This window comes from Butyrivibrio proteoclasticus B316 (assembly GCF_000145035.1).
In the GTDB taxonomy this organism is placed as follows: domain Bacteria; phylum Bacillota; class Clostridia; order Lachnospirales; family Lachnospiraceae; genus Butyrivibrio; species Butyrivibrio proteoclasticus.
In genome coordinates, this window is record NC_014387.1 from 2,793,499 (window position 1) to 2,806,590 (window position 13,092).

At 40.8% G+C, this 13,092-nt stretch carries 11 protein-coding genes; 2 read left to right on the forward strand and 9 right to left on the reverse strand.

The genetic code is table 11. The features are described 5' to 3' along the window. Positions 1 to 56: 56 nt before the first annotated feature. From BPR_RS11550 to feoB, 8 genes are all read right to left on the reverse strand, one after another. Positions 57 to 1,259 (reverse strand): DUF362 domain-containing protein, encoded by a 1,203-nt coding sequence (locus tag BPR_RS11550; RefSeq protein WP_013281669.1) that lies wholly within the window; start codon positions 1,257 to 1,259, stop codon positions 57 to 59. A gap of 82 nt (positions 1,260 to 1,341) precedes the next feature. Beyond that, on the reverse strand, positions 1,342 to 2,355 hold the full coding sequence (locus tag BPR_RS11555) for an HD-GYP domain-containing protein (RefSeq protein ID WP_013281670.1): 1,014 nt from the start codon (positions 2,353 to 2,355) through the stop codon (positions 1,342 to 1,344). 43 nt (positions 2,356 to 2,398) lie between these two features. Then, the gene (locus tag BPR_RS11560) at positions 2,399 to 3,436 is read right to left on the reverse strand and encodes a hypothetical protein (RefSeq protein ID WP_042256999.1); all 1,038 of its coding nucleotides are present in this window, start codon (positions 3,434 to 3,436) and stop codon (positions 2,399 to 2,401) included. 154 nt (positions 3,437 to 3,590) lie between these two features. Then, positions 3,591 to 4,514: a diacylglycerol/lipid kinase family protein gene (locus BPR_RS11565; protein WP_042257968.1), complete on the reverse strand. Its 924-nt coding sequence runs from the start codon at positions 4,512 to 4,514 to the stop codon at positions 3,591 to 3,593. Between the two features lie 42 nt (positions 4,515 to 4,556). Continuing rightward, entirely contained in the window at positions 4,557 to 5,051 is a 495-nt protein-coding gene (locus tag BPR_RS11570) for a dihydrofolate reductase (RefSeq protein ID WP_013281673.1), read from the reverse strand. 58 nt (positions 5,052 to 5,109) lie between these two features. After that, positions 5,110 to 5,961, reverse strand: a complete 852-nt coding sequence (thyA, locus tag BPR_RS11575; protein ID WP_013281674.1) for a thymidylate synthase — start codon at positions 5,959 to 5,961, stop codon at positions 5,110 to 5,112. 49 nt (positions 5,962 to 6,010) lie between these two features. Beyond that, positions 6,011 to 7,615 carry an MBL fold metallo-hydrolase RNA specificity domain-containing protein gene (locus tag BPR_RS11580; protein ID WP_013281675.1) on the reverse strand — a complete coding sequence of 535 codons (1,605 nt, stop codon included), beginning with the start codon at positions 7,613 to 7,615 and terminating at the stop codon, positions 6,011 to 6,013. 129 nt (positions 7,616 to 7,744) lie between these two features. Further along, the gene (gene feoB, locus BPR_RS11585) at positions 7,745 to 10,108 is read right to left on the reverse strand and encodes a ferrous iron transport protein B (protein ID WP_013281676.1); all 2,364 of its coding nucleotides are present in this window, start codon (positions 10,106 to 10,108) and stop codon (positions 7,745 to 7,747) included. Between the two features lie 264 nt (positions 10,109 to 10,372). Here feoB and BPR_RS11590 point away from each other — a divergent pair, with 264 nt between their 5' ends. Beyond that, the gene (locus BPR_RS11590; protein ID WP_013281677.1) at positions 10,373 to 11,524 is read left to right on the forward strand and encodes a DUF3048 domain-containing protein; all 1,152 of its coding nucleotides are present in this window, start codon (positions 10,373 to 10,375) and stop codon (positions 11,522 to 11,524) included. 47 nt (positions 11,525 to 11,571) lie between these two features. After that, positions 11,572 to 12,399 carry a TraX family protein gene (locus BPR_RS11595; RefSeq protein WP_013281678.1) on the forward strand — a complete coding sequence of 276 codons (828 nt, stop codon included), beginning with the start codon at positions 11,572 to 11,574 and terminating at the stop codon, positions 12,397 to 12,399. Positions 12,400 to 12,478: 79 nt separating this feature from the next. Here BPR_RS11595 and BPR_RS11600 read toward each other — a convergent pair whose 3' ends face one another. Continuing rightward, entirely contained in the window at positions 12,479 to 13,069 is a 591-nt protein-coding gene (locus BPR_RS11600) for a hypothetical protein (protein WP_013281679.1), read from the reverse strand. Positions 13,070 to 13,092 lie beyond the last annotated feature (23 nt).

Below are 13,092 nucleotides of genomic sequence, written 5' to 3' on the forward strand. Positions count from 1 at the left end.
ATAGATATCTTCACGCAAAAGCCGCCTGCAGATGTAAGCTAATTGCATCTGCGCCATTATATGTGGTTTATACGGTTTGCGAGCTTGCCAAGTATATTATAGTGTACCTTCATAGCTCCCTTAGGACAAAACTCCTGACAGCAGAAGCATTTGATGCACTTGCTCCTGTCAATCTGCGGAATTTTGTTCTTGCCGGAATCTACCATGGTAATTGCCTTGGCGGGGCAGGTTTCATAGCACTTTTTGCAGCCAATGCACTCAGAAGCCCTGACCATTGGCTTGGTATTATACACAAGTTTGATACCAACAGATGCAATTGCGCCCTTAATTCCTTTGCCTTCAAAGGTTATGCTCTGATGTATCGTAGCTCGCTTAAAATCACTTACCTTGACATCAGAAACTGCGCATCCTGTAATTTCTACTTCACTTACATTTTTAGGGCCAAGGCCTCTTTCTCCGGCAGCAACCAGAGTAGGCACATCGGAATATCCCATTCCTATGAGGTCTGCGCATACCATATCAAGGGCATAAGGCTTACGGGATGTAAGTACAGCCCCTATGTGTCTCTTTTCCCCGGCTGTAGGTCCGTTTCCTTCCATGCCATCTATCGCATCAACCACATATAATACCGGTTTAAAAAACTCATTTAAATCCACCATTACATTGGCAAATGCCTGCTCATTAGGAAATCTCATGTGGTATTCAGGCTTGGTAGCTCCGGGTATTGTGCCGAACATGTTCTTTACTGCACAGCTCATCCCCATCATCGCATGAGTCTTGAGCTTGGATACATTAATGATCGCATCCACCTTGTTGAGCCATCCGGTAAAGATAAAAGTCTTAAGAGATACCGCCTTAAGAAACTCTCCGGAACATATGGAGTAGTCATCGTTAAGCCTGACTTTTTCTCCGCTTGGATCAAGCTCTTTGACCATATCTTCAAGACCGCAGGTCCTATATACATTCTTGAGAAAAGGAGGAGTATAAAGACCTCCGGGGCTATCACCTATAACTACACTTGCACCAAGTTCAAGCAATCTCTCACACAGCCTTCTCAGGATCATCGGATGAGTTGTAGCCGATTTCTCAGGCGCCATGGCAGAAACAAGATTGGCCTTAATTCCAATTGTCATACCACTCTTCACAAAATAAAGCCCTCCAATATCATCAAGGGCTTTGTCCACTGCTGTCTTAATCTCTGCATAACCGTAAGAGCTGCACTTTTCAATAGCAACTCTTTCAAAATTACTGTTTCCCAACTATTTTTCCATATCCTTTTACTTTTTTAGTCCCTACAATACTATCACACATACCCTTCGGATTCATTATTTTTCACAGTCTTTACATCAAAATACTTATTATCGTCACATCCAGCTTTTCTGTGAGATCAATAATTGTGCCATTAGACAATTTAACTTTTGGTCTTGGAAGATTTATCCGATTATTTTCACTTATCACTCCCTGCTGACCGTCAGAAAGAAGGACAGTACAGCCAATAGGATATGGAGCCACATATTGCAGAAATGTACTGACAATATCCTTGTCAAACATTATCCCGGTATTAGCCATAAGATATTCCAAAGTATCAGCCGGGTTTAGGGCATTTTTGTAAGCTCTTTTGGTAGTAAGGGCATCATAGACATCCGCAACATGGATGATCCTTGCAAAAAGATGTATTTTTTCTCCTATAAGTCCTCTTGGATAACCGGATCCATCCCAGTTTTCGTGATGTGAATAAACTGCATTTTTAATTACCGCAGCTATATCATCGCCGCCTTTTTCTTTGGCCCGAAGGCGCTCTAACCCGTACTGAGGATGTTTTTTAACCTCTTCATATTCTTCCGGAGTCAGTCTCGCAGGCTTATTTATTATCTCAACAGGCACATCACATTTTCCTATGTCATGCAAAAGAGCTGCCTGAGAGAGCTTATTAAGTTCCTCATTTCTAAGTCCGAGCCCAATTCCTATTATGACCGAAAGGATATCTACATTTACGCTGTGAACATAGGTATAATTGTCATAGCTACTAAGAGTAACGCGTTCTATTATCAGTGAATCTGAGTTTTGGATTTCATTCACTATACTGTTTGCCAGAAACATACAAGCGTCAATGTCAAGTTTTTTGAGCTTGCCGATCACTTTAATTCTGGTTTCATCGGATACTATAGATTTCGCCTTTTCTACATCACCCTGATCAAAAATGTAGATGCCATCGTAGTCAAGACCTATTATCCTGTCTATATAAAATTGTGTAAGCTCCGTATTTGCCTTGAGAAGAACCAGTTCATTATTATCATAGAGGTTATTCGCAATGATCATTCCCGGAGTCAGATCTTTAACATTGATATATCTCATAGTTACCTCAATCAGCTTATATCAGAATCGTGTCCGAAAGGTTTCAGTTCTGATCAATTACTGCACAATCATGAGTTACTATTCCGTTTGCGATGAAATTCCTTGAAGTAGTTACAATTTCATACAGATTATCACTTCTGATTTCTTCTATACTTACAATCCTGTTATTTTCCTGATGGATATTAGAAGCTTCAATATTTTCAACAGGCAGCTTATTAACAGGTTTAAATATGTTGTAGAATCTTATCAGTTCCGGCGCGCCTCCTAGCAAAGCGCCTTCCCAGAATTCGCTTCTATAGGAATAGTCAAAGTCATACTGTTTCAATCCCTTTTCAAGTATCTCCAGGAAGTCCTTTTTCAGGCTCTTTAAACTCTTTTTTATAGGATTAACGGTTCCCGCCGAGTCATAAAGCCCGGCTACAAAGCCTCTTCTAAACTCTTCATTTTCTTTATTTACCACATATTTTTCTGACAATTTCAGTACATCTTTGTACGAAGCCTTTAGTTTCTTGGTTGCAAAAATCTCATTAGTATCAAGATTGGTAGCGCAGAAATCAGATAGGGATGTTTCAACCCCAAAGTACTTGTAATAGTTATATACACGTCTTGTCACTTCTATATCCGGGCTCACAAAATCCGCATATTCACCGCCTCTTAGCGGAACCAGACTCTTTCCGAATACTTCAACACCTATAAGATACCCTGCCATATACAGTTTGCTTTCCTTAATGTTTAACGGAATATTTCGATATATTCCCTGCATATAAGTGTTTTCCTGCAGGAAAAGAAAAGAATTAGAAGCCTCACTATCATCATATGTCAAAAGCCATCCTGACTGGGAAAGCCACTGATGGCACGGACTACTGATAAGAATTCTGCCATCACTAAGTGTTATCCTGACTGCAGAGCTCTTCCTTCTGTTTACTTCAAGGATTGTTCCCCTTGTAAACGTCAGATCTTCACCATCATAACTAACTGAATAGACAATATCGTCTTTGCACAGATCACGGACCTTTTTGATCGTATTGTCATACATGAGAACATCCATATTCCCATCAACGCAATCACATATTTTTTTCATTACGCGTTCCTTTCGTAAGAAAAGTACAGGCAATAGGTGCATATTTTATTATATCATGTTCAGGTTTCATCTCTTTATCGTTAATTGTTTTTTTATAAAAAATGCAGGTCACAACTACTGCGACCTGCATAAATCCCTGTACATCCTGTTTTTTTCAGTCCCGGTTTCCGGAATCCTTAGTCATTATTTTCATAGCATTACTTATTACTTCTATTCTGGTCTCGCGGTAGCTTCCACCAAATTCTCCATCAAGCGTCCACTCAACTTCCTCGTCAGCCAAAAGATTTGCATATGTCACCTGCTTGTATGTGATATATGGATTATCGGGTTCTCTGGTAGCAAGTGCCGCAATAACAGCATTGAACTCTGCGAGATTCCTGGGCGCCCTAATGAGAAGGAGCTCCATTTGCCCGTCATCCTGTTTGATATCTGCATCAGCAAAAAGAGTCATTCCGGCAACTGAGGCTGAGTTGCTGACAGCACCAAAAATATAATCCCCTTCCTCAGATATGTCATCGGCCTCTATCTTCATATGACAGCTATAGCCGATGTTCTGCGGAAGTTCAGCTATGGCGCTTATAACGTAAGCAGCGTAGCCAAGAACATTTTTAAGATCCTGATCAGTCGCATAGCTCACCTTGGAAAAGGCGCCAAATGCAGCCACATAGTTAAAAAATCTGTCATTCATCCTTCCAACATCATAACTTATAGGCTTGCCATTAACCGCAACCTCCAGGGCTTTGGATCTTACGCTTGGAATTCCCAGCCCCTTGGCAAAATCATTAGTACTTCCGGATGGAATGAAGGACAAAAGCGGTCTCTTATCAAGACTCATCATGGAATTCATTACATGATTGAGCGTGCCATCACCGCCACTGCATAAAATCATATCTACCTGCCCGCCATACTCTTCAACAAGAGTCTCAGAAGTCAGGTCTGTTCCCGGGATAATAGGATAGATTATAGGTTCATATCCTTTAGCTGCAAGTTTTGTTGCAATCTCTATCGTGTCATTACCTGCCTTACCCATGCCTGATGTTTTATTTATAAGAACTAATGCTTTTTTTCTCTTATCCATGCTCACTTTTATCACGTCCATAAGTCTGTAGGTGTCACCGGATCACTTGGAAATTCTCTTATAAGTTCTGTAAGTGTAGGTCAGATCAAAATAAACCTGTTCATCGCTCTCATCTGCCATCTCCCAATCAGGATCCTTGTCCAGATTAGGAAAATAGGTATCAGCCTCGAACTCTTTATCTATAAATGTGACAATTGCTGTATCACACAGATCTATAAACTCTCTGTAAACGCTCTCGCCGCCAATGATATAAACCTCATCTGTATCAAGATCAGATACCAGATCAAGAAGTTCCTGTCTTGAGTGGACCACAGCTGCATCTTTTACCCTATAATCCTTTTTGGCAGAAAGAATAATATTGTTACGCTTTGGAAGAACAACCCTCTGTGGAAAAGTCTCAAGTGTCTTTCTTCCATATACTATTGTCTTATTTATCGTTTCATTTCTAAAGTTCTTCTGGTCAGCCGGAATACTGACAAGGAGCTGTCCCTTGTTTCCAATTGCCCAGTTGGAATCTACTGCTACGATTGCTTTCATACATTCTCCTCTTAATATGTTGATATTACTGGCAATATACTCATTTATGCGCAAATGCTCAGATAGCTATCGGAATATCTTTAAGCTGCTCACCCGCCACTTCATATCCTTCAAGTGATACATCATTTCTGGTAAACTCATAGAAATCCTTGATATCAGGATTCAGATGGAATTTAGGTGCAGGAAGAGGCTTACGCTCTATAAGTTCTTTGATAAGCGGAACATGTCTGTCATAAATATGCGCATCTGCAATTACATGCACAAGCTCACCTACGTTCATATCACACACCTGAGCAAGCATATGTACCAGAACCGCATACTGAACAACATTCCAGTTATTGGCAGCCAGTACATCCTGTGACCTCTGATTGAGAATAGCGTTAAGAGTCAGCTTATCCTCACCCTTTTTCTGTGTAACATTATATGTTACTGAATACGCGCATGGATAAAGATTCATCTCGTGAAGATCAGAAAAGACATAGGTATTGGTCATGATTCTGCGGCTAAATGGGTTATTCTTAAGATCGTAGATAACTCTGTCAATCTGATCAAACTCGCCTTCCTTGTAAATACTCTTCTGCCCAATCTGATAACCGTAGGCTTTACCAATAGAGCCGGTCTCATCTGCCCATTCATCCCAAATATGGCTATTGAGATCATGAATATTATTACTCTTTTTCTGATAAATCCACAATATCTCATCTGTAGCACTCTTAAGCGCAGTTTTTCTAAGAGTCATTATGGGAAACTCTTTGGAAAGGTCATATCTGTTGACGACACCGAACTTCTTGATAGTATAGGCAGGTGTACCATCAGGCCAATGGGGTCTGACTTTTTCTCCTTCAGTTGATGTCCCATTCTCAAGAATATCCTTGCACATATTTATAAAAATCTCATCTGCTCTGCTCATATTTTCCCCTATTCAAACTTTTATTTATAATTCCCTGCGATTCCGGCTATCATTTACTCCACTTATCACAAAGTGCGATTATCTGATCTGCAAACTTAGCCTTATCCTTATTGGTCATTCCTTCGCTCTTTGCTATGATGCCCATAAGTCTTGCGCCTGCTGCCTTAAGTCTTGCATAAACATCAGAAACAAGCGTCGCTTCTTTCTTTTTAACAGGAATCGGAATGCCCTCTTTGAGGATCTGTCCTGAAATAATATCAAATTCTGTTCCGCTATAAGGCGCATATGTATTGTACCCATACTCCTCTCGTAAGCACTGGGCAAAAGAAGTACATACACTGTCTTCTCCATGAACAATAAATACTCTATCCGGTCTTTTAACATCGAAGCCCTTAAGCCAGTCAATAAGGCCGTTCTTATCAGCATGTCCTGACAGGCCTTCAAGTTTACAAATCTGAGCTTTTATATCAATAGTTTCGCCAAACAACTTGATCTGGTCAGCGCCGTCTATTATAGCTCTTCCGGTTGTGCCAATCGACTGATATCCCACAAACAAAATAGTACATTCTTCGCGCCACAGATTGTGCTTGAGGTGGTGTCTTATTCTGCCTGCCTCGCACATTCCGGAAGCTGAAATAATGACCTTAGGCTCAGGGTCTTCATTGATTGCCCTTGATTCCTCAGTAGTAATCGCCAGATTAAGTCCCGGAAATGTTACCGGATTAACTCTCTTTTTGACAAGCTCCATGGCCTCTTCGTCGTAGCACTCATACTGATGATCTTCAAAAATCTCAGTAGCTTCTACAGCTAGAGGACTGTCCACAAACACAGGGAAATTCGGATTAGATTTGACCAATCCTTCAAGTTTGATCTTTCTGATAAAATACAGCATTTCCTGAGTTCTGCCAACTGCAAAGGAAGGAATAACTACATTGCCTCCCCTCTGGAATGTTGCATCCAGTATTCTGGCCAGGTCTCTTACATAATCAGGTTTCTCCGTCGCATGAAGTCTGTCTCCATAGGTCGATTCCATAACAACATAATCCGCATCATGCGTAGGCTGTGGATCTCTGATAAGAGGCTGTTGTTTGTTACCTATATCACCTGAAAAGACGAGCTTTTTGGTGACGTTTTTCTCTGTAAGCCAAATTTCAATACTGGAAGAACCAAGGAGATGTCCAATATCCGTAAATCTGATCTTAACACCTTCACAGACTTCAATTTCCTGATTGTATCCGCATGGAACAAAAGCCTTAATAGTTTTCTCAGCATCTTCCATTGTGTAGGCCGGCTCAATCTGAGCGATATCTCTGCTTCGCTTAGCCTTACGATTACGCCACTCCGCTTCCTGCATCTGGATGTGAGCACAGTCGCGGAGCATAATATTGCACAAGTCAGCTGTGGCATCAGTCGAATATATCTTGCCTCTAAAACCTTTGGAATATAGAAGCGGAAGATTACCCGAATGATCAACATGTGCATGTGTCAGAAAAACATAATCAATTTCCGGAGCGGACACTGGAAGAGAAACATTTTCAAAGTAGTCTTTTCCCTGCTCCATTCCGTAATCCACAAGGATATTTTTCCCGCAGGCCTCAATAAAATGACAGCTTCCCGTCACCTCATGATCTGCACCGATAAAGGTCAGTTTCATACGCAACACCTTGCCTTTATGTTTATTTTTATATCTTTGATATACGAATTACTCGCACCATAAGTCAATTAGTATGACATGCAGGCATGTACAATTTTGACTTTTGACACCTATATCATACCATGACGATCATCTTATTATCAAAAGAGCTACCAGTCTTACAGCAAATGCAACGATCCATGCCACAGCGCACTGCCACAGCACAACTGCAATTGCCCATTTCTTGCCAAGCTCTCTTTTGATAGCCGCAATAGCAGCAACACATGGTGTGTACAGCAAGCTAAATACCAAGAGAGTAATGGCTGTAACTGTTGACAAAGATTTTTCAACCCCGTCAACAAAAAGAACTCCCAAAACAGATACAACACTCTCTTTAGCTATAAATCCGCTGATAAGCGATGTACATATTCTCCAGTCTCCAAGTCCAAGCGGCGCAAATACCGGTGCGATTATTCCGGCAATAAACGCAAGTATACTCTCTTTTGAATCAGCTACCAGATTAAAATGAAGGTCAAAGTTACTAAGCAGCCATACAACAATTGTTGCTATAAAGATTACCGAAAAAGCTCTCTGTATAAAGTCCTTGGACTTCTCCCACAATAGCTGCATTACGCTTCTGGGGCTCGGCAGTCTGTAATTTGGAAGTTCCATGACAAATGGCACCGGCTCTCCCTTAAATACAGTTTTCTTGGATATATAAGCATTGAAGATTCCAATAACAATTCCCCAAACATATAATGCAGTGATAATCAGTCCGCCTTTTCCAGGGAAGAAGGCATTTACAAAAAATGCATATATCGGAAGCTTGGCTGTACAACTCATGAACGGAGTAAGTACAATTGTCATCTTCCTGTCTCTCTCACTAGGAAGCGTTCTCGTTGACATTACAGCAGGAACTGTGCATCCAAAACCTATTAGTAGCGGCACAATGCTTCGGCCGGAGAGACCTATTTTTCTAAGGAGCTTATCCATAACAAAAGCCACACGGGCAATATATCCACTATCCTCCATAAGTGACAGGAAGAAGAAAAGAACTACTATTATAGGAAGGAAGCTAAGAACACTGCCGACGCCTTCAAATATTCCCTTTACTACCAGGCCTTGTAAAACAGCGTTAACGCCTCCCGCCTGCATGGCATTTCCGACAATACCCTGGAGTGCTCCAATAGCCTCCTCGAGTATTCCCTGAAGCCAGGCTCCTATAACGTTAAATGTCAGCACAAAGACAAGTCCCATTATCAAGATGAACATAGGAATTGCAGTATATTTTCCTGTAAGGATCCTGTCTATTTTATTGCTGCGGATTTGTTCTTTGCTCTCTTTTGGCTTGGTCACACAACTCTGGCATACCTTGCGAATATACTTAAAGCGCATATCTGCAATGGCAGCGCTTCTATCAAGTCCTGTCTCTTTTTCCATGTGAGAGACGATATGTTCAATTGCTTCTTTTTCATTATCATCTAGAGCAAGTTTATCTATTATTAGTGCATCACCCTCCACAACCTTGCTGGCAGTAAACCTAAGCGGAAGTCCCGCCTTGTCGGCATTATCTGCAATAAGGTTCATGACAGTGTGCAGGCATTTATGAACAATTCCGCCATTATCATCCTTGGAGCAAAAATCCTGCTCAAGAGGTTTTTCCTGATACTTGGCAATGTGGAGTGCATGCGTTATAAGCTCATCAACGCCTTCATTTTTGGCTGCAGCAATAGGAACTACAGGAGTTCCAAGCATCTCTTCCATCCTGTTGATGTCAACAACTCCGCCATTTCCCTTAAGCTCATCCATCATGTTAAGGGCAACTACTGTCGGCACATCCATCTCCAAAAGCTGCATGGTAAGATAGAGGTTTCGCTCAACATTTGTAGCATCTACAATATTAATAATAGCTGTAGGCTTCTCATTGAGGACATGATTACGGGATACTATCTCTTCACTTGTATAGGGAGACATGGAATAAATTCCCGGAAGATCTGTAATAAGCGTATTCTTGTAGCCTCTGATCTCGCCATCCTTGCGGTCTACTGTAACCCCAGGGAAGTTTCCAACATGCTGCTTGGATCCAGTAAGCTGGTTAAAAAGAGTCGTCTTACCACTATTCTGGTTACCTACAAGCGCAAATGTAAGAGTTGTCCTGTCAGGAAGAGGATTTCCGCTTCCTTTGGGATGATAAATACCGGTTTCACCAAGGCCCGGATGGACTGTTTTCTTTTTAACAGGGTCGTTTTTATCTAATTCACTTTTATTAGTTGTTTCCTTACTAAGTTCTGCAATTTCTTCAATTTCTATCTGCTCTGCCTCAGCAAGGCGAAGGGTCAGCCTATAGCCCTGGATCTCAATCTCAAGCGGATCTCCCATAGGTGCATACTTGATCACAGTAAGTTCTGCTCCGGGGATCACGCCCATATCCAAAAAGTGCTGACGTAGAGCTCCCTCTCCTCCAACACTTATGATTTTTGCCGATTTGCCAATTTTTAATTCTCTTAAAGTCACAAAAAACTCCTCACTACTACACTATAGATTATTGTTTTCTCTCAGAAAAACAGGAATCTATATTTTTTACACACGTCATTATACATAACATTTTATCTTTCCTTAACTATATCACTTTTACTTCACTTTTTCGCCTCCGGATTACAGGGTTGCTCAAATATTATATATTTGTTAAAATAAAGATTATCTATGATTTAAAATTGCTTCACTATGCGATTTCGTAGGTAAATTATGTTTTAACTTTTTATAAGGAGATTACAAGTAATGCATATTAGAACATATGGCAAAAAAGTTGTAGCTTCCCTGCTCTGCTCAGCTATGGTACTTTCCATGGTAGCCTGCGGTGCGGAAGATACTGCAGATGGCACATCTTCAGGTGTTTCATTTGAACCAATCAACTCAGAAACAACAAATACCGATACAGCTTCAGAAGCTGCTACAGAGGAAGTAGCAAGTGGTGAACCTTACGTGCTTCCTGAGGGAATGTATTTCAGCGAACTTACAGGTGAGCCAATCAGCGAATCCATCAAGGATCAGCGTCCTATAGCTGCTATGGTTGACAATGAACTTACTGCTCTTCCTCACTATGGAACATCTGAGGCAGATGTTGTATATGAACTTATGAACAGCACCAAGAATGACAGGATCACTCGTCTCATGTGCGTAGTTAAGGATTGGGGCAGCATTGAGCAGCTCGGAAGTATCAGAAGTACTCGTCCTACCAACATCCTTCTCGCTTCAGAGTGGAACGCAATTCTTTGTCATGACGGTGGTCCTTACCACAATGACGCTTACTTTGCTAATCCTTGGGCTGCTGATCACCTCTCCGGTTATTTCTCAAGAGTTAACAATGGTAAGGCAAGAGAGTTTACAGAATATATCTTACCCGGTGATCTCGAGTCAGATATTGAGAAATTCAATATTTCTGCTACATATAACGAGTACGCTAACCCAGGAAGCCACTTCAACTTTGTTGAGTACGGCAAGGAGCTTGTTCTCTCAGAGAAATACTCCAATACATACCCTGGAACAGTAGTTACTCTTCCATTCAAACACAACTCATCACAGCTTGTTTACAATGCTGATACCAAAGAGTATGAGTACTATGAGTATGGTGAGAGACATGAAGATGCAGAGGATGGAGCACCACTTAGTTTCAAGAATGTAATTCTTCAGAACTGCAGCTTCACTCAGCTCGATGATAACGGCTACCTCATCTACAACTGCATCAGTGAAGGTCAGCTTGGATGGTATCTCACTAATGGCGAAGCCAAGATCATTGCATGGTCCAAGACAAGTGAGACAGGTGTTACCAAGTATTATGATGACAACGGTGATGAGCTCCAGATCAACACAGGTAAGACTTATATTTCACTCATCCCTTCTGATTCATGGGATAGCATAACACTTCAGTAATAAGCCATAATAAATAGTAAATTTTTTAAATTTAGTGTGAGAATAAAATGCAGGTATTAGACAGATTCAAGAAAATCAACGGAAACACTCTTAAGATTATAGCTTGTATAACTATGTTGATTGATCATTTAACAGCAGGCATTATGCTTCCTGTTGTTCGTAATGGTTTGTATTCCGGAGATCTCACTGCCAATGAACTCAACACTATATATATTATTCTCAGAGGAATCGGCAGAATAGCTTTTCCAATATTCTGTTTTCTCCTCGTAGAAGGCTTCATACATACCAGAAGCAGGCTAAGATATGCTCTTAGTCTGCTTCTTTTTGGTATAATCTCTGAAATACCTTTCGACCTCATCTTCTATGCTGAGGAAGAAATATTTAACATAAATATCATAGAGGCTCTTGAAGCCAACAGCTATCTCTTAAATTATCAGTGTAATGTGTTCTTCACTTTGCTTATTGGTCTTTTGGTCATCTGGGCAATTGATGCTACTGTCCGCTTGATAAAAGAAAAAAATATTCCACCGCTATTATCATTTCTTGCAGCAGCTGTTATAACCCTCATAGGGTGCGTTATTGCTTACAGGATCAACTCCGATTATGACTTTTACGGAGTCCTTCTGATCACTATTTTCTATGTTTTGCAGAAATATGAATATTTGCGTATTTTGGCCGGATATGTCTTTATTTCACAGTTAGGAATAGAATACCTGGCATTTCCCGGTTTTATCCTTATGGCTCTATACAATCATAAGAGAGGCAGGAAACTCGGCTGGCTTAAGTATTTCTTTTACCTCTTCTACCCTGTGCATCTGACACTGATATACATTATAAGGTGCATCATATGGGGCAAATATCAGATGGTTCTGTGAATACAAATTCATTTACCGATACTATGAAAAAAGAGCGGACTTTCAATGTTAAGTCCGCTCTTTTTCATAGTATTCTTATTCAATTCGCCATCACACTGGCCATAGCAGCCTGTGCACTAATAATATCCGTCTTGGATATCGTATAATCCTGAATAACACCGGTATCAAAAGTTACACAATTATCTTCATCAGCTGTAACCACTTCTACCTGTGTATATCCCTTATCCTTGTCTCCGGTTAAAATATATACCTGATCATCCTTGGCAACATCAATTCTGACCTTAACTGTAGCTTCTGAAGTCAATATTGCCTTATTGCTGAATCTTACTACATATGTCCCCGGATAAAAAGCATCCTGCATCTTAGTAACTGTACCACTTATCGGAAGAACATTTCCATCACTTACTATAGTAACTCTCTGAGTAAGTCTGCCTACGCCATCATCTATATTATGTTCGGCAACACTTGCCTCTCTTCCCCCGGCACTACTGTTATCTTCCATGCCGAGATAACCATTAAGCGTGTATACAGCATCCGAACGCACCTCGTCGTCCATATCCATACCATTGCCACTATAGTTACGAGAGTAGGCTGTTATGCCAAACGCAACACAGCATATAAAAAGTACAGAAACAAGGAATGCAAATAGCCACTTCCTCGTATTCTTCATAAAAATCACCTACTTATAAATTG

What these genes read in the sequence shown, in the direction of transcription:
- BPR_RS11565 (WP_042257968.1), bottom strand. Translation starts at nt 4,514, where the DNA reads ATGGATAAGAGAAAAAAAGCATTAGTTCTTATAAATAAAACATCAGGC.
- BPR_RS11580 (WP_013281675.1), bottom strand. Translation starts at nt 7,615, where the DNA reads ATGAAACTGACCTTTATCGGTGCAGATCATGAGGTGACGGGAAGCTGT.
- BPR_RS11570 (WP_013281673.1), bottom strand. Translation starts at nt 5,051, where the DNA reads ATGAAAGCAATCGTAGCAGTAGATTCCAACTGGGCAATTGGAAACAAG.
- BPR_RS11555 (WP_013281670.1), bottom strand. Translation starts at nt 2,355, where the DNA reads ATGAGATATATCAATGTTAAAGATCTGACTCCGGGAATGATCATTGCG.
- BPR_RS11560 (WP_042256999.1), bottom strand. Translation starts at nt 3,436, where the DNA reads ATGAAAAAAATATGTGATTGCGTTGATGGGAATATGGATGTTCTCATG.
- BPR_RS11590 (WP_013281677.1), top strand. Translation starts at nt 10,373, where the DNA reads ATGCATATTAGAACATATGGCAAAAAAGTTGTAGCTTCCCTGCTCTGC.
- thyA (WP_013281674.1), bottom strand. Translation starts at nt 5,961, where the DNA reads ATGAGCAGAGCAGATGAGATTTTTATAAATATGTGCAAGGATATTCTT.
- BPR_RS11595 (WP_013281678.1), top strand. Translation starts at nt 11,572, where the DNA reads ATGCAGGTATTAGACAGATTCAAGAAAATCAACGGAAACACTCTTAAG.
- BPR_RS11600 (WP_013281679.1), bottom strand. Translation starts at nt 13,069, where the DNA reads ATGAAGAATACGAGGAAGTGGCTATTTGCATTCCTTGTTTCTGTACTT.